We start from the raw sequence: 17,076 nt of genomic DNA on the forward strand, positions 1-17,076 counted from the left end.
GGAGCGGCTTCAGCCGCGACTGGGCGTTCCCAGTAATGCACGGTCGCGGCTGAAGCCGCTCCTACAGTGTTTCAGGCCCGCCGTTCGCGCCCCCCGACGCCTCAGCGCCCGGTCATGCTCGGCAGGCCCTCGGCCGCCAGGCGGTCGATCAGCCGATTCAGCAGGCGCTGCTCGTCCTCGCTGAAGGGCGCCAGCAGGCGCCGCTCGCACTCCAGCACCATCGGCGCCACCACCTGGTACACCTCCACCCCGGCCGCGGTCAGGTGCAGCACCGAGCGGCGGCGGTCGTCGCCATGGGTCTCGCGCTGGATGAACCCGCGCTCCAGTTGCCGCGCCACCGCCCGGCTCACCGCCACCTTGTCCATCGCGGTGCGCTCGGAGACCTCGCCAGCGGACAGGCCCGGATACAGCGCCAGCACCGCCATCACCCGCCACTCGGTCACCGCCATGCCGTAGCGCTCGCCGTAGACGCGGGCGATGTTGCTGCTGATGCGGTTGGACAGCACGCTGATCCGGTACGGCAGGAACCGTTCCAGATCCAGGGAGGGCGAGTCGGGCGTCGGGGCGGGCGTGGCGATCGTCATGCTGCATTGCACCTTGCTGGTGGTTTCACTTGTAACTATAACGGAGGATACTACGGTCCATTCTCGCGAGTCTGGCGCCCGTCCGCATCCGAAATTTCGGCCCGGCCGCCGCGACTCCCCCCACCAGGAGACGCGTCATGAATGCACAAGCGCAGCATCCGTCGCAGCCGACCAACCTCGGCATGCAGGTCACCACCTTCGAGAACCCGATGGGCATCGACGGTTTCGAGTTCGTGGAATTCGCCGCGCCGGCCGGGCAGGGCGAGCAGTTGCACGCGTACTTCCGCAGCATGGGCTTCACCGCGGTGCTGCGCCATCGCCAGCGCGCGATCACCGTGTACCGCCAGGGCGGGGTCAATTTCCTGGTCAACGAGGAACCGGATTCCTTCGCCGCCGATTTCGCTGCCGCGCACGGCCCCTGCGCCTGCGGCTTCGCGATCCGCTTCCGACACCCGGCCGACGAGGTGTTCGCCAAGGTGCTGGAGAACGGCGGCGAAGCCATCGCCGACAAGGCCGACACCCGCGCAGTGCCGGCGCCGGTGGTCAAGGGCATCGGCGACTGCATGCTGTACCTGGTCGACAAGTACGGCGAGAAGGGGTCGGTGTACGAGGGATTCGAGCCGGTGCCCGGCGCCGAGCAGCATCCGGCCGGCTTCGGCCTGACCTTCATCGACCACCTGACCCACAACCTGTACTTCGGCAACATGCAGCGCTGGTCGGACTACTACGAGCGCCTGTTCAACTTCCGCGAGATCCGCTACTTCGACATCAAGGGCGCCAAGACCGGGCTGGTGTCCAAGGCGATGACCGCGCCGGACGGCGTGGTGCGCATCCCGCTCAACGAATCGTCGGACCCGAAGAGCCAGATCAACGAGTACCTGGACGCCTACCACGGCGAAGGCATCCAGCACATCGCCTGTTTCACCGACGACATCTACGAAACCGTCGAGCGCATGCGCGCGGCCGGCGTCGAGTTCCTGGACACCCCGGACACCTATTTCGACGTGATCGACCAGCGCATTCCCAACCACGGCGAGGACGTGGCGCGGCTGGCGCGCAACAAGATCCTGATCGACGCCGACCCGGAGACCAAGCAGCGCAAGCTGCTGCAGATCTTCACCCAGAACTGCATCGGCCCGATCTTCTTCGAGATCATCCAGCGCAAGGGCAACGAAGGCTTCGGCGAAGGCAACTTCCAGGCGCTGTTCGAGAGCATCGAGCGCGACCAGATGAAGCGCGGCGTGCTTTGAGGGATGACGGCGAGCGGAGGCTGACGGCCAGCGTGCTCGAAGCCGGCAGATGCTGACAGCGCAGCGCGGAGACTTCCGACAGCCGTTGTAGCCCCTCTCCCACCGGGAGAGGGGTTGGGGTGAGGGTACGGTGGGGGTCATGACGATCAAACCGCCGCTACCCACATCGACACTGGCACACGCACGCCACCTACGTCGCACCATGACCGACGCCGAGCGCGCACTATGGGGTTGTCTGAGAAGCGGACAGTTGCAAGGTGCGAAGTTCCGGCGTCAGTACCCGATCCCACCGTATGTCGCAGATTTCTGTTGTGTGGCGGCAAAGCTGATTGTCGAAATCGATGGCGCGCAACATACCGGACCACGCGATGCCACAAGAACGCGTTGGCTCGAGTCGCAAGGTTGGCGCGTCATTCGATTCTGGAACAACGACGTGCTGCTTTCGAAAGATGCCGTGATCCAGGTGATTTGCGACGCCACTGGGTCGCCGTACCCTCACCCCAACCCCTCTCCCGGTGGGAGAGGGGCTTGATATCCAAGGCTCAAGCATATGCATGACCATCATCGCTACATGTCCGGCTTCGGCAACGAATTCGCCACCGAGGCGGTGCCCGGCGCGTTGCCGGTCGGGCAGAACTCGCCGCAGCGCGTGGCCCACGGCCTGTACGCCGAGCAGTTGTCGGGCACCGCGTTCACCGCGCCGCGCGGCGTGAACCGGCGCAGTTGGCTATACCGCATCCGCCCGGCAGTGATGCACGGCGGCTTCGTCGCCTACGACCGTGCCGGTGCGTTCCACAACGACTTCCAGCGTTGCCCGGTGCCGCCGGACCAGTTGCGCTGGAGTCCGTTGCCGCTGCCGGAGACGCCGGTGGACTTCGTCGATGGCCTGTACACGATGGCCGGCAACGGCTCGGCCGAGGCGCAGCATGGCGTGGCGGTGCACCTGTACGCGGCCAATGCCTCGATGCAGGGCCGCTTCTTCTACGATGCGGACGCGGAACTGCTGATCGTGCCGCAGCTCGGCCAACTGCGCCTGTGCACCGAACTGGGCACGCTGGAAGTAGCGCCGCAGGAGATCGCGGTGATCCCGCGCGGGGTGCGCTTCCGCGTGGAGCTGCCCGATGGCAACGCACGCGGCTACGTGTGCGAGAACTTCGGCGGGCTGCTGCGGTTGCCGGACCTGGGGCCGATCGGCGCCAACGGCCTGGCCAACCCGCGCGACTTCCTGACCCCGGTGGCCGCCTACGAGGAAGACGAGGGCGACTTCGAACTGATCGCCAAGTTCCAGGGCCATCTGTGGCGCGCGCCGATCGGGCATTCGCCGCTGGACGTGGTCGCCTGGCACGGCAACTACGCGCCGTACAGGTACGACCTGCGCCGCTTCAACACCATCGGCTCGATCAGCTTCGACCATCCCGATCCGAGCATCTTCACCGTGCTGACCGCGCCCAGCGACACGCCCGGCACCGCCAACATGGATTTCGCGATCTTCCCGCCGCGCTGGCTGGTGGCGCAGCACACCTTCCGGCCGCCGTGGTTCCACCGCAACGTGGCCAGCGAGTTCATGGGCCTGGTGCACGGCGTCTACGATGCCAAGGCCGACGGCTTCGCCCCGGGCGGCGCGTCGCTGCACAACTGCATGAGCGGGCACGGCCCGGACGCGGCCACCTTCGACAAGGCCTCGCAGGCCGATCTGTCGCGGCCGGACGTCATCGCCGACACCATGGCCTTCATGTTCGAGACCCGCGCGGTGCTGCGCCCGACCGCGCAGGCGCTGGACGCCGTGCATCGCCAGCGCGACTACCAGCAGTGCTGGCAGGGTCTGCGCCGGCACTTCCGCGTGCCCTGAGCACGCGCGGGCGCGGCCGCGCCGCTCAGGCTGGTGCCGAGGCAACCGCTGCCGCGGACGTCATCGCGACGCTCAGGCGGCCTCCGCCGCGGTCGCCAGCGCGCGGTGCAGCGATGCCGGCAGGATCTCCAGCACGCGCTCGCGGATGCGTTGCGCGTAGCGCTCGGAGGTCATCTCCGGCATCGTGCGCAGCGCCAGCCCGATCGCGCGCAGGGTGTCGTGTTCCTCGCGCGCTGCACGCAACTGCTGCTGCAGCGCCGGCGAGGCCGGATGGCGCTGCAATTGCAGCAGGTCCAGCAGATACATGCGCGCATTGAGCAGGGCGCGGCGCGGGTCGGCCGGTGGTGGAGGGGCGCTTGTCGCCATCGGTGCGGCGGCGCTGCTGCGGCCGTCGTCCAGATAACCCTGCTGCAGCAGCCCCTGCACGATCGCATCGGCCCCGCGGCCGCCCAGCGTGGCCAGTTCCTCTAGGCTGCGCTGGCCGTCGGCGAGGATCAGCACGCGTCGCTGGCGCATGTCCAGCGGCGCATCGTGCGATTGCAGTGCCGCAAGGGCGAGGGCGGTCTTGCGCGGATGCATGGCGGCGGGGTCGGTAGGCGCGCAGCTTGGCGCGCAGCGGTGAAATGCCGATGACAGGGGCGATGCGCTGGCGTGTCGGTGCCGGCGGCCGGCTTGCCGTCGGTGTGCTCTAACGCCGGTTCGGGACGCGGGTGCTCGGCCGCGTGCCTGGCAGTGTTTCGCCGCTGCCGTGCAGGGCGAGGGCATGCACGCTAGCCTATGCGCTGGTCCAGCGAGGAAGTGCGATGAAGCCGATTCAACCAGGCGTGGCGGTGTTGCTGCTCGCACTCGCCGCCTGCGACCGGCAACCACCCGCGTCGCCGGCCGCGCCTCCTGCACCGTCCGCGCCGGCTCCGGCTCCGACACCCGCCGCAGCCGACGACGGCGCCTTGCCGCCGCCGGACATCGACCAGCCCGACGGCGACGTGCCGCCGGCGCAGGCGCCGGCCTCGGCGTTGCCGCCGGAGCTGGCCGCCGGCGACCGGCAACTGGCGCGCATCGACGGCTACGGCGACCTGCGCCTGGGCATGCGCGCGGCGCAGGCCCGCGCGGCCTGGGGCGGTGAACTCGACGGCCAGCCCAGCGCCGGCAGCAGCTGCTACGTGCTGCGTCCGCGCTGGGCCAAGGGCAACCACCAGTTCGGCCTGATGGTCGAAGACGACACACTGGTGCGCTACGACGTGCGCACCGCCAAGGAAACCGCGCCGGGCGGCGGCAAGGTCGGCATGGACCTGGCTAACCTGCGCGCGCTGTACGCCGGCCGCCTGGAGGAGCAACCGCACAAGTACGTCGAAGGCGCCAAGCTGCTGCGCGTGCGTGGCGAGCCCGGCCAACCCGGCGTGCTGGTGTTCGAGACCGACGCGGCCGGCAAGGTCGTTGCCTGGCGCGTGGGTTTGCCGCCGCAGGTGGATTACGTGGAAGGATGTGGCTGAAGGGCCGGGATTTGGGATTTGGGATTCGCAAAGGCAGCTTTACCGAGTGCCTGAAAGACACGGGCTTACATAAGCCATAACGCTGCGTGTTCCCCGCTTTTACGAATCCCCAATCCCGACTCTCCAATCCCGGCTCATCTCCCGAATCCCTAATGCCGAATCCCGGCCACAAGCTGCCGGCGCTCGCGCCGCCGCGCGCGACGGGCGTACCAGCGTTCGCGCAGGCAGGAGAAGATCACGTACAGCGCCGGGGTGCTGAGCAGGGTCAGGCTCTGCGAGATCAGCAGGCCGCCGATCATCGCGATGCCGAGCGGGCGACGCAGTTCCGAGCCTTCGCCCAGGCCTACCGCCAGCGGCACCGCGGCCAGGATCGCCACCATCGTGGTCATCATGATCGGGCGGAAGCGCACGATGCAGGCTTCGCGTGCGGCCTCCAGCGGGGTCTTGCCATGTTCGCGCTCGGCGACCAGGGCGAAGTCGATCATCATGATCGCGTTCTTCTTGACGATGCCGATCAGCAGCACCAGCGCGATCATCGAGATCACCGACAGCTCGGTGCCGGTGACCCACAGCGCCAGCAGCGCGCCCATGCCGGCGGCGGGCAGGGTGGAGAGGATGGTCACCGGGTGCACCAGGCTCTCGTAGAGCATGCCCAGCACGATGTAGACCACCACGATCGCGGCCAGCACCAGCACCAGCATCGAGTTCGGCTGCAGTTGCACGCCGAAGCCGCCGCCGTCGGCGATGCGGATGTCGCCGGGCATGCGCAGCCCGGCCACCGTGGCGGCGATGATCGCATCGCCTTCGCCGGTGCTCACGCCCGGCGCCAGGTTGTAGCTCAGGTCCATGGTCGTGTACTGGTTCATGTGGCTGATCTGCGACGGCGCCAGGCCCGGGACCTGGCGCGCCACCGCGGTCAGCGGGATCATCGTGCCGCTGCGCGTGGGCACGTAGATGCGGTCCAGTGCCGCCGGCGTGGCGGTCTGGTCCGGCAGCGCGTTGACCACCACGCTGTACTGGTTGAGGTCGGAGTAGATGGTGGAGATCTGGCGCTGGCCGAACGCGCCGTACAGCGCGCCGTCGATGGCGCCGACCGATACGCCCAGGCGCGCGGCCAGGGCGCGGTCGATGACGATGTTCTGGCGCAGGCCGGCGTTGTCCACGTCGGTGCCGACATCGCGCAGCTTGGGGTTCTGCTTCAGCGCGGCCTGCAGCTTGGGCAGCCACTCCTGCAACTGCGCGTTGTCGTTGCCCTGCAGCGAGACGCGGTACTGCGCGCCCTGGCTGGTGCCGCCGCCGCCGTCGCTGGGCAGGTCCTGGATCGCGCGCAGGCGCAGCTGCAGGTCGGGGTAGCGGTCGGCCTTGGCGCTGAGCCGCGCCAGCACCTGCGCGGTGGTATCGGTGCGGCCTTCGTCGCGGCGCTTGAGCTCGATGTTGAAGCTGGCGCTGGAACCCTGGCGGCTGCTGCCCAGGCGTGCACCGACGATCTTCACCGCCGGATCGGACATCAGCATGTCGGTGATGCGGCGCTGGCGGGTGACCATGTCGGCGAAGGACACGGTGGCGCTGGAGGTGGCGCGGCCCCAGATCAGGCCGGTGTCCTGCGCCGGGAACGAGCCCTTCTTGACCGCGCCGGCCAGGAACACCGTGGCCGCGATCAGCAGCAGCGGGGTCAGCGCCAGCAGCAGCGCGTGGCGCAGCGAGAAGTCCAGGGCCACGGTGTACACGCGCAGCATGCGTGCATGCATGCGCTCCAGCCACGCGCCGAAGCGGCCGGGTTGTTCCGGCTCGGCGTGCGCGGACAGGAAGCGGCTGCACAGCGCCGGGGTGAGCGTGAGCGAGACCACCGCCGAGACGCAGATCGCCGCCACCAGGGTGACGGTGAACTCGCGGAAGAACACCCCGATCATGCCGCTGGCGAACAGGATCGGAATGAATACCGCCACCAGCGAGGCGGTGATCGAGACGATGGTGAAGCCGATCTCGCGCGCGCCGGCCAGCGCCGCGTCCAGCCGCGACATGCCCTCGTCGAGGTGGCGCATGATGTTCTCGATGACCACGATCGCATCGTCGACGACGAAGCCGATCGCTATCACCAGCGCCAGCAGGCTCAGATTGTTGAGGGTGAAGCCCATGACGTACATCGCCAGCGCCGCGCCGGCCAGCGACAGCGGCACGGTGGCCGCGGCGATCAGCGTGGGCGCCAGCCGGCGCAGGAACAGCGCCATGGTCAGCACCACCATCGCCAGGCTGATCATCAGCGTGGCCTGCACCTCGTTGAGCGAGGCGCGGATGGTCGGGGTACGGTCGAAGTACGCCGTCATCTTCGTGCCCGGCTGCAGGTAGCTGCGCAGCATCGGGATCTCGGCCTTGACCCGGTCCACCGTCTCCACGATGTTGGCGCCGGCGCGGGTGAACACGTACATCACCACCGCCGGCTTGCCGCCGAACCAGGCCGCCTGGTAGGCGTCCTGCTGGCCGTCGTAGACGTTGGCGATGTCGCGCAGGCGCACTGCGCGGCCCTGCTGCTGGCTGATCACCACCTGGCCGAAGTCGGCGGCCTTGGCCACCGCGTCGTTGGCGACGATGGCCGTGGTGGTGGCGCCGTCGCTGAGGAAGCCGGTGGGCGAGGTGACGTTAGCCGCGCGCACCGCATTGCGCAGGTCGTCCGGGGTCAGGCCCATGGCGTTGAGCGCGCGCAGGTTCACGTCCACCCGCACCGCCGGCGTGGAGGCGCCGCCGATGTCCACCGAGGCCACGCCGGTGATCTGGCGCAGGCGCTGCGCCAGCAGCGAATCGGCGACGTTGTACAACTCGTCGGCCGACTGCGTGTCCGAGGTCAGGGCGATGGCGATGACCGGGTCGTCGTTGGGATTGGCCTTCTGGTAGCGCGGCGTGGCCAGGCCGGAGGGCAGGTCGGCCTGCGCGGCGTTGATCGCGGTCTGCACGTCCTGCGCCGCCGAATCGATGTTGCGGCTGCTCTGGAACACCATGAACACCTGGCTGTTCCCCTCCGAGCTGGAGGAGCGCATGGTGTCGATGCCGGGCACCTGGCCCAGGTGCCGCTCCAGCGGCGCGGTGACCGTGGCGGCCATGGTCGAGGCGTCGGCGCCGGCCTGGCTGGCCTGCACGAAGATCACCGGGATCGAGATGTTCGGCAGCGCCGCCACGCCCAGGCGCAGGTAGCACATCATGCCGATCACGAACAGGCCGATGGCCAGCAGCGCGGTGCCGATGGGACGGCGGATGAAGGGCGCGGAGATGTTCATGGGGCGGGGATTGGGGAGTCGGGATTGGGGATTCGGGAAGCGGCATTCCGGTGTGCTGCCGGCTCATTCACTCCATCCGGGATTCCCGGGAACATGACGCCGCACGCGCGCCACGACTCCCGAATCCCGACTCCCCAATCCCGGCCCCTCACGCCCGCCCCTCCGCCGCCGTCGCGTGCCGCGCGGCGCGGCGCTCACGCCAGGCGCGTGCGCGTTCGGAGGCGCGTTCCATGTACAGGTAGATCACCGGGGTGGTGTACAGGGTGACCAGCTGCGACAACAGCAGGCCGCCGACGATGGAAATGCCCAGCGGGCGGCGCAGTTCCGAGCCGATGCCGTCGCCCAGCGCCAGCGGCAGTGCGCCGAGCATCGCCGCGGCGGTGGTCATCATGATCGGGCGGAAGCGCAGCAGGCAGGCGCGGCGGATCGCGTCGTGGGCGTTGGCGCCCTCGCGGCGTGCGTCGATCGCGAAGTCGATCATCATGATCGCGTTCTTCTTGACGATGCCGATCAGCAGCACGATGCCGACGATGCCGTCCACCGACAGGCTCAGTCCGCACAGCATCAGCGCCAGCAGCGCGCCGACGCCGGCCGGTGGTAGCGTGGAGATGATCGTCAGCGGGTGGATGTAGCTCTCGTAGAGCACGCCCAGCACGATGTAGATCAGCACCACCGAGGCCAGCAGCAGCCACACCACGTCGGTCTGGCTGCCGGTGAATTCGGCGGCCTTGCCGATGAATTCGGCATGCAACTGCGGCGGCAGCTGCAGCTGCGCGCGGGTTTCCTCGATCGCCGCCACCGCCTGCGACAGCGAGTAGCCCTGCGCCAGGTTGAACGACACGGTCACCGCCGGCAGCTGCTGTTGGTGGCTGACCACCAGCGGCGTGGTCGACTGCTTGGCCTCGGCCACCGCCGCCAGCGGCACGGTGCCGCCGCTGCCGACGGTGATGCCGGTGTTCTGCGCGCCGATGCCGGTGGCGGTGGAGGAGTTGCTGGAGGTGGTCTGGCCGAAGCTGGTGGCGTTGCTGGCGGTCAGCGCGCCGCTGCCGTTGCTGGCCACCGCCAGCTGGTTCAGCAGCGCGGTGCTGGTGCGGAACTCCGGCGCCACTTCCAGCACCACGCGGTACTGGTTGAGCTGGGTGAAGATGGTGGAGATCTGGCGCTGGCCGAAGGCGTCGTACAGCGTGTCGTCGATGGTCTGCATCGGCACGCCGAGGGTGCTGGCCTTCTCGCGGTCCACGTGCAGTTCCAGCGCACGGCCCTGGTTGGCCAGGTTGTTGTCCACGTCGGCCAGTTCCGGGCGCTTGCGCAGCGCCTCGGTCAGGCGCGTGGCCTGGGTCGCCAGTTCGGCGCTGTCCACGTCCGAGAGCGAGTACTGGTACTCGGTGGCGGCCACGCGGGTGTCCAGGGTCACGTCCTGCACCGGCTTCAGGTACAGCGCCACGCCGGGCAGCCCGGCCACCGCCTTCTGCAGTCGCGGCAGCAGGTCTTCCAGGCTGTCGCGGTCGCTGCGCGGCTTCAGCACGATGCTGAGCTGGCCCTGGTTGAGGGTGGGGTTCATCGAGCCGGCGCCGATGAAGGCGGCCACGCCGGTCACCGCCGGGTCGCGCCGCAGCGCCTCGGCCACCGCCTGGGTGCGCTGCTCCATCTGCGGGAACGCCACGTTCTGGTCGGCCTGGACCACGCCGGTGATCAGCCCGGTGTCCTGTTCGGGCAGCAGACCCTTGGGGATCACCACGTACAGCAGCACGGTCAGCACCATGGTCGCCAGCGCCACCAGCAGGGTCAGCTTCTGGTGGCCCAGCACCCAGTCCAGGCTGCGCTCGTACACGCCCACGGTGCGCGACCACAGCGTGGTCTTGCCGGCCGCCGCGGTGCGCTCGTGCGCATCCTCGCCCTCGGGCAGGGCGTCGGGCTTGAGCAGGTAGGCGCACATCATCGGCGTGAGCGTCAGCGACACCAGCATCGAGATCACCACCGCGATGCTCAGCACCCAGGCGAACTCGTGGAACAGGCGGCCGGTGACGCCGGGCATCAGGATCAGCGGCAGGAACACCGCCACCAGCGACACGGTCAGCGACAGCACGGTGAAGCCGATCTGGCGCGCGCCGATCTCCGCCGCCTCGCGGCCGCTCTTGCCCTGCTCGATGTAGCGCACGATGTTCTCGATCATCACGATCGCATCGTCGACCACGAAGCCGGTGGCCACCACCAGCGCCATCAGCGACAGGTTGTCCAGCGACATGCCGGCGAAGGCCATCACCGCGAAGGTGCCGGCCAGCGACAGCGGCACCGCCACCGACGGGATCACCGTGGCCCACAGCCGGCGCAGGAACACGAAGATCACCGCCACCACCAGGCCGATGGTCAGGATCAGGGTGAACTTGACCTCGTGCACCGAGGCGCGGATGGTCTCGGTGCGGTCGGAGAACACGTCCAGGTGCACGCCGGCCGGCAGCACGCCCTGCAACTGCGGCAGGATCGCGCGGATCTGCTCGACCGTCTGCACGATGTTGGCGCCGGGCTGGCGGCGCACTTCCAGCAGCACTGCCGGCTTGCCGTCGGCCCAGGCGGCGAGCTGGTCGTTCTCCACCCCGTCCACCACCTTTGCCACGTCCGACAGCCGCACCGGCGCACCGTTCTTGTAGCTGATGACGGTGTCGCGGTACTCGGCGGCGCTGGACAGCTGGTCGTTGGTGCCGATGCTGTAGGACTGGGTCTTGCCGTTGAGCGAGCCCTTCGGCGCGTTGACGTTGGTCTGGGTCAGCGCGCTGCGCAGCGCCTCCAGGGTCAGGCCCATGTTCGACAGCTGCGCCGGATTGACCTGGATGCGCACCGCCGGGCGCACGTTGCCGGCGATCGACACCAGGCCCACGCCCGGCACCTGCGACAGGCGCTGGGCCAGGATCGAGTCGGCGTAGTTGTTGACCTCGCGCAGCGGCAGCGTGTCGGAGCTGAGCTTGAGGGTGAGGATCGCCGCATCGGCCGGGTTCACCCGGTTGTAGACCGGCTGGTAGGGCAGCGACGAGGGCAGGGTGGCCTGGCGGATCGCCGCCTGCACGTCCTGCGCGGCGATGTCGATGTCGCGGTCCATCGCGAACTGCAGCACGATCGTGGACAGGCCCGCCGACGAGTCGGAGGTCATCATCTGCAGCCCGGAGATCTGCCCGAGCTGGCGCTCCAGCGGCGTGGTCACCAGCGAGGCCATGGTGCTGGCGTTGGCGCCGGGATATTGCGTGGTCACCACCAGGCTGGGCGCGTCGATTTCCGGCAGCGCCGACACCGGCAGCTGCCGGTAGCCGAGGATGCCGAGCAGCAGCACGCCTGCCATCAGCAAGGTGGTGGCGATCGGGCGGCGGATGAAGATCGTCGAAAAGCCCACGGGGAGATCCTTGCTGGTGAGATCCCGGGTCCGGACGCTGCCGGAACCCGGGAGAAAGCGTTACGTCAGTCGAGCGTCAACTGGTCGAACAGACTGGTGAGGTCGGTGTTCGGTGTCACCGTGACGAAATTGCCCTGGAATGCGAACCCGTTCGGCCCCCATTGGCCGTAGACGTCGGTGCTGGAGGCGATGACGTTGCGGTCGAGCGTATTGGCGATGCGCTCGGCCGGCGTCAGCAACTCGCTGCCGAAGTCCAGGCTGGCGGCGCTGCACACGATCAGCACCACCTCGAAGGCGACCTCCATCGGGAAGTCCGTGTTCTGCAGCAAATTGCTCAGAAATGCGCTGCCGTCGCCCAGTTCGCTGTCGTGGGCGACGATCCACAGTTGGTTGCCGTTGCCCAGCGGATCCAGCGGCGGGCCGGCGACGAAGCCCTGCTGATTGATCAGGAAGGCCTGCAGGCTTTGCGCGAGCGGATCGTTGGAGGCGATGACGACGTTGGTCATGGTGTGGTTCCTCTGGAGGGTGGGCGGCGGAGAGAAGCTTCTCCGCCGGCCATCCAAACGCGCCGCGACGCCAGATGTGAGGCGCTCGGACCGCGCGTCACGCTCAGCGTGGCCCGCCGCCGCCACCGCCGCGGCGTCCGCCGCCGCGCTGCTGCTTGCCCTCGGCGGCCTTCAGTTCGGCCTCGGTCGGCTCCGGCGGCGCCTCGCCCGGCTTCAGTGCGTTCACCTTGGTGCCGGGCTTGAGCCGGAACTGGCCTTCGGTGACCACCCGCTCGCCGGCCTTCAGGCCCTCGGTCAGCTGCACGTGGCTGTCGCCCACTTCCGCGCCCTGCTTCACCGTCTGCATCTTGACCGTGTTGTCGGCCTGCACCACGTACACGTAGTCGCCGTTGGGACCGCGCTGCACCGCCTGGGTCGGCACCACCACCCCGTCGGGCACGGTGCGCAGGGTCAGGCGCACGTTGACGAACTGGCCCGGCCACAGCGCACGGTCGTTGTTCGGGAACACAGCGCGGACCTTGAAGGTGCCGGTGTCGGCGCTGATCTGGTTGTCGATCACGTCGACCTGGCCGTCGCTGGCGATGGGGTGGGCGTCGGTGCGGTCCAGCGCGGTCACCGGCAGCGGCGCCGCCGCCTGCGCCTGGCGCACGTCCTGCAGCTGGATCTCGGGCAGGTTGAAGGTCACGTAGATCGGGTGCACCTGGGTGATGGTGACGATGGTGCTGCTGGTGCTGACGATGTTGCCCACGTCCACCCCGCGGATGCCGGCGATGCCGTCGCTGGGAGCGACGATGCGGGTGTACTGCAACTCCACCTGCGCCGCGCGCATCTGCGCGTCGTTGGCGGCGACGGCCGCCTCGTATTGCGCCACCTGGTTGCGCTGGGTGTCCAGGTCGGTCTTGGCCACGTACTGGCGGTAGGCCGGCGAGTCGGAGCGCTGGAAGGTGGAGCGCGCGGTGGCCAGCAGCGCCTGGTTCTGGCGCTTGCTCGCCGCGGCCTGATCGTAGCTGGCCTGCAGCGAACGCGGGTCGATCTGCGCCAGCAGCTCGCCCTTCTTCACTTCCTGGCCCTCGCGGAAGTTCAGGCTCATCAGCTGACCGCCGACCTGCGGGCTGACGGTGACGGTGCTCAGCGCGGTCACCGTGCCGGTGGCGGTGGCGTAGATCGGCACTGTCTGGCTGCTTGCGGCGACCACCGTCACCGGCACCGGCGCGTTGTCGCCGTCCTCGCCCGTGCCGTCGCCGCCGCCACCCTTGTGATGCCCGCCGCCGCGCATGAAACGCATGCCCACCAGCACCACGGCCACCGCTGCGAGGATCAGCAGCGCAATCTTCCAGAAACGCGACATCCGGGGAAACTCCTGTGGCGAGGCGGGGTGGGGGACCCTCCCGCGGTGGCTGGTGCAAACGGTCGCGAAAGCATATCGCCGGCGCGTTGCGATTGGACCATGACTGAAGGGACAGACCCCGCGGGCGGGCAAGGCCGGTCGTCCGTTCTCGCAACGCACCGGCGGCGCATCGGTTGACACGGATTCGCAAGGGTTTTTTCCCCGCAGCGGGGTCCGTGGCCGCCCCCTGCCGGTCGCCGATGCACTACAGTGACTGAACGCCCGTTGCGTCCCGATCTGGAGCCCTGCCATGCCGCGCCTGTCCCGCCTGCTGTCCGCCCTGCTGTTCGCCGTCCCCGCCCTGGCCTGGGCGCAGAGCGCCGAGCGCCCGGAAGTGACGGCCGCCGCGGCCAGGCTGCAGGCCAAGGTGGTGGAGTGGCGGCGCGACTTCCACCAGCACCCGGAGCTGTCCAACCGCGAGGAGCGCACCGCCGCCAAGGTCGCCGAGCGGCTGCGCGCGCTGGGCCTGAAGCCGCAGACCGGCATCGCCCATCATGGCGTGGTGGCGATCGTCAAAGGCGCGCTGCCTGGGCCGAAGATCGCCCTGCGCGCGGACATGGACGCGCTGCCGGTGACCGAGCAGACCGGCCTGCCGTTCGCCTCCAAGGCCACCGGGCAGTACCGCGGCGAGACTGTGGGGGTGATGCACGCCTGCGGCCACGATGCGCACACCGCGATCCTGCTCGGCGTGGCCGAGGCGCTGGTGGCGATGCGCGCGCAACTGCCGGGCGAGGTCATGCTGGTGTTCCAGCCCTCGGAGGAGGGCGCGCCGGGCAACGAAGAGGGCGGCGCCTCGCTGATGCTCAAGGAAGGCCTGTTCGGCGACTTCAAGCCGCAGGCGATGTTCGGCCTGCACGTGTTCTCCAGCGTCCAGGCCGGCAAGATCGCGGTGCGCGGCGGCCCGCTGATGGCCGCCTCGGACCGCTTCAGCATCAAGGTGATCGGCCGCCAGACCCACGGCTCGGCGCCATGGAACGGCATCGACCCGATCGTGGCCAGCGCCGACCTGATCGGCACCGCGCAGAGCGTGATCAGCCGCCGCGCCAACCTGTCCAAGCAGCCGGCGGTACTCAGCTTCGGCGCGATCAAGGGCGGGATCCGCTACAACATCATTCCCGACGACGTGGAGATGGTCGGCACCATCCGCACCTTCGACGAGGGCATGCGCCAGCAGATCTTCGCCGACCTCAAGACCGTGGCCGAGCACACCGCCGCCGCGCACGGCGCCAAGGCCGAAGCGCACGTGCCCGACCAGGACGGCAACCCGGCCACGGTCAACGACCCGGCGCTGACCGCGCGCATGCTGCCCAGCCTGCAGGCGGTGGTCGGCGCCGACAACGTCTACGAACCGCCGCTGCAGATGGGCGCGGAGGATTTCTCGTTCTACGCGCAGCAGGTGCCCTCGATGTTCTTCTTCGTCGGCGCCACCGGCCCCGGCATCGACCCGGCGACCGCGCCCAGCAACCACTCGCCGCAGTTCCTGCTCGACGAAACCGCCCTGGACGTCGGCCTGCGCGCGATGCTGGAGGTGACGTTGGATTACTTGAAGCAGTGATTGGGGATTCGGGATTGGGGATTCGCAAGAGCGTGGGTGCGGCGGCGCGGGCGGAATCGTCATAGGTCCGGCCCGATTGACGTCCGTAGGAGCGGCTTCAGCCGCGACGGGCGTTACCGGGAAGGCGGTCGCGGCTGAAGCCGCTCCTACGCCATGCGGCGCTCGATTGCCCCCCTGTGGGAGCGACTTCAGTCGCGACGCACGAAGCCCTGAATCGACGCAGGCGCATCGACGCAAGCAGCGCGATGCGCTTCTGCCAATCCCAAATCCCGAATCCCCGCCCCATACACCTGCCAGCCAGAACCCGCCCGCTACACTGCACCGCATGAACACCCCCCAGGATTCCAGCCTCGGCCGCGAGGTCGCTTACCCCTCGCAGTACGACCCCGCGCTGCTGTTTCCCATCCCCCGCGCCGCCGCGCGCACCGAGATCGGCCTCGATCCCGCGGCGCTGCCGTTCTTCGGCGTGGACCGCTGGCATGCCTATGAACTGAGCTGGCTCGATGCGCAAGGCAAGCCCTGCGTGGCCACCGCGACCCTGCAGGTGCCGTGCGCCTCGCCCAACCTGATCGAATCCAAGTCGCTCAAGCTCTATCTCAATTCGCTCAACGCCATGCGCTTCAACAGCGCCGAAGCGCTGCGCAGCTGCATCGTCACCGATCTGTCGGCGCGCGCCGGCGCCGACGTGGCGATGGAGTTCGGCCTGCCGCCGATGGACACGCTGGGCGAGGGCGAGTCGCTGGATGCGCTGGACATCGCCATCGACTGCTACGGTCCGCCGCGTCCGGACTTCCTGTCCGCCGCCGACGGCGAGGTGGTCGAAGAGACCCTGACCAGTGAATTGCTCAAGTCCAACTGCCCGGTCACCGGCCAACCGGACTGGGCCTCGCTGCACCTGCGCTATCGCGGCGGCCGCATCGACCGCGAAGGCCTGCTGCGCTACCTGATCAGTTTCCGCGAGCACGCCGGCTTCCACGAGCAATGCGTGGAGCGCATCTTCCACGACCTGATGACGCGCTGCCGCCCGCAGTCGCTCCAGGTGGAGGCGCGCTACACCCGCCGCGGCGGCCTGGACATCAATCCCTGGCGCGCCACCGCGGATGTGGCCGAACCGCTGAGCTTCCTGCGCGATCTGCGTCAGTAGGACACCTCCGAAATCGCGATTGCACCGAGCGTGCTGCGTCGGGACTGAAGTCCCTCCCACAAGGAGCGCCCTTAGGGTAGCGCTTTCGTCAACTTCTCTGCAGCAGACCGGGGTTCGCACAGTCGTCGGCTGGACGATGCGCGACATAGCGATGGTGGCGTTTGCTCGCGGTCCTGCTGGCATGCATGGTACTGACCGTGCGAGCGACGCATCTCGCCGCGTTGAAACGCTTGCGATGCGCCTGAACCGCAGCGGCGCAGTTCACGGCCGCGCGATCCTTTTTTAACAAATCCTGTGACACCGTGGCATCGTCCCATCACGCAGGGAGCCACGCGATGAACAGCGACAAGCGCGCCGATTTTTCGGCAGTCACCGCCAAGGTGGACACCACCGCCGACGTCGTGCAGAAGCCGGACTTCTCCGCCGTGCAGAGCAAGGTCGACAGCACCGCCGAGCAGGTGCAGCAGGTGTATGTGGTCAAGCCCGGCGATTCGCTGTCCAAGATCGCCAAGCTGCATTACGGCGACGGCAATGCCTGGACGCGCATCTTCGAGGCCAACCGCGATGTGTTGGTCGATCCCGACAAGATCTATCCGGGCCAGACGCTCAAGTTGCCTGCTGGCGCCTGAGCCGCTGCTGCCGCCTCTCTTCGTTAATCCG

General features: G+C 68.7%; 13 protein-coding genes. 7 read left to right on the forward strand and 6 right to left on the reverse strand.

Features of this window, described 5'->3' with window-relative positions:
- Positions 1 to 101: 101 nt before the first annotated feature.
- A complete protein-coding gene (locus AC1PK7_RS03105; protein ID WP_010341302.1) occupies positions 102 to 584 on the reverse strand; it encodes a MarR family winged helix-turn-helix transcriptional regulator in 483 nt (160 codons plus the stop codon).
- A gap of 182 nt (positions 585 to 766) precedes the next feature.
- Between AC1PK7_RS03105 and hppD the strand changes: the two genes are divergently transcribed.
- The 3 genes from hppD (at position 767) to hmgA (ending at position 3,683) form a co-directional block, all read left to right on the forward strand.
- Positions 767 to 1,834, forward strand: coding sequence for a 4-hydroxyphenylpyruvate dioxygenase (hppD, locus tag AC1PK7_RS03110; protein ID WP_371183982.1), 1,068 nt, complete (start codon positions 767 to 769; stop codon positions 1,832 to 1,834).
- Between the two features lie 202 nt (positions 1,835 to 2,036).
- Positions 2,037 to 2,366 carry an endonuclease domain-containing protein gene (locus AC1PK7_RS03115; protein WP_420010154.1) on the forward strand — a complete coding sequence of 110 codons (330 nt, stop codon included), beginning with the start codon at positions 2,037 to 2,039 and terminating at the stop codon, positions 2,364 to 2,366.
- 18 nt (positions 2,367 to 2,384) lie between these two features.
- Positions 2,385 to 3,683: a homogentisate 1,2-dioxygenase gene (gene hmgA, locus AC1PK7_RS03120; protein WP_481099844.1), complete on the forward strand. Its 1,299-nt coding sequence runs from the start codon at positions 2,385 to 2,387 to the stop codon at positions 3,681 to 3,683.
- 72 nt (positions 3,684 to 3,755) lie between these two features.
- Here hmgA and AC1PK7_RS03125 read toward each other — a convergent pair whose 3' ends face one another.
- Entirely contained in the window at positions 3,756 to 4,262 is a 507-nt protein-coding gene (locus AC1PK7_RS03125; protein WP_481099845.1) for a hypothetical protein, read from the reverse strand.
- A gap of 224 nt (positions 4,263 to 4,486) precedes the next feature.
- Here AC1PK7_RS03125 and AC1PK7_RS03130 point away from each other — a divergent pair, with 224 nt between their 5' ends.
- Positions 4,487 to 5,173: a lectin gene (locus AC1PK7_RS03130; protein ID WP_481099846.1), complete on the forward strand. Its 687-nt coding sequence runs from the start codon at positions 4,487 to 4,489 to the stop codon at positions 5,171 to 5,173.
- A 149-nt stretch (positions 5,174 to 5,322) separates the two neighbouring features.
- Here the strand turns inward: AC1PK7_RS03130 and AC1PK7_RS03135 are convergent, their stop codons facing one another.
- The 4 genes from AC1PK7_RS03135 to AC1PK7_RS03150 form a co-directional block, all read right to left on the reverse strand.
- Entirely contained in the window at positions 5,323 to 8,442 is a 3,120-nt protein-coding gene (locus AC1PK7_RS03135) for an efflux RND transporter permease subunit (protein WP_481099847.1), read from the reverse strand.
- 148 nt (positions 8,443 to 8,590) lie between these two features.
- Entirely contained in the window at positions 8,591 to 11,824 is a 3,234-nt protein-coding gene (locus tag AC1PK7_RS03140) for an efflux RND transporter permease subunit (protein ID WP_010341586.1), read from the reverse strand.
- Between the two features lie 65 nt (positions 11,825 to 11,889).
- Positions 11,890 to 12,330: a hypothetical protein gene (locus AC1PK7_RS03145; protein WP_420008862.1), complete on the reverse strand. Its 441-nt coding sequence runs from the start codon at positions 12,328 to 12,330 to the stop codon at positions 11,890 to 11,892.
- A gap of 103 nt (positions 12,331 to 12,433) precedes the next feature.
- Positions 12,434 to 13,678: an efflux RND transporter periplasmic adaptor subunit gene (locus AC1PK7_RS03150; protein WP_420008863.1), complete on the reverse strand. Its 1,245-nt coding sequence runs from the start codon at positions 13,676 to 13,678 to the stop codon at positions 12,434 to 12,436.
- Positions 13,679 to 13,967: 289 nt separating this feature from the next.
- On the opposite strand from AC1PK7_RS03150, the gene AC1PK7_RS03155 reads away from it, so the two are divergent.
- The 3 genes from AC1PK7_RS03155 to AC1PK7_RS03165 all read left to right on the forward strand — a co-directional run bounded on the left by AC1PK7_RS03155 (position 13,968) and on the right by AC1PK7_RS03165 (position 17,045).
- Entirely contained in the window at positions 13,968 to 15,272 is a 1,305-nt protein-coding gene (locus tag AC1PK7_RS03155; protein WP_481099848.1) for a M20 family metallopeptidase, read from the forward strand.
- A 325-nt stretch (positions 15,273 to 15,597) separates the two neighbouring features.
- Complete coding sequence (gene queF / locus AC1PK7_RS03160) at positions 15,598 to 16,416, forward strand: NADPH-dependent 7-cyano-7-deazaguanine reductase QueF (RefSeq protein ID WP_481099849.1); 819 nt, start codon at positions 15,598 to 15,600, stop codon at positions 16,414 to 16,416.
- 335 nt (positions 16,417 to 16,751) lie between these two features.
- Positions 16,752 to 17,045 (forward strand): LysM peptidoglycan-binding domain-containing protein, encoded by a 294-nt coding sequence (locus tag AC1PK7_RS03165; RefSeq protein ID WP_209032196.1) that lies wholly within the window; start codon positions 16,752 to 16,754, stop codon positions 17,043 to 17,045.
- Positions 17,046 to 17,076 lie beyond the last annotated feature (31 nt).

Source organism: Xanthomonas sp. NCPPB 3174 (genome assembly GCF_056725205.1).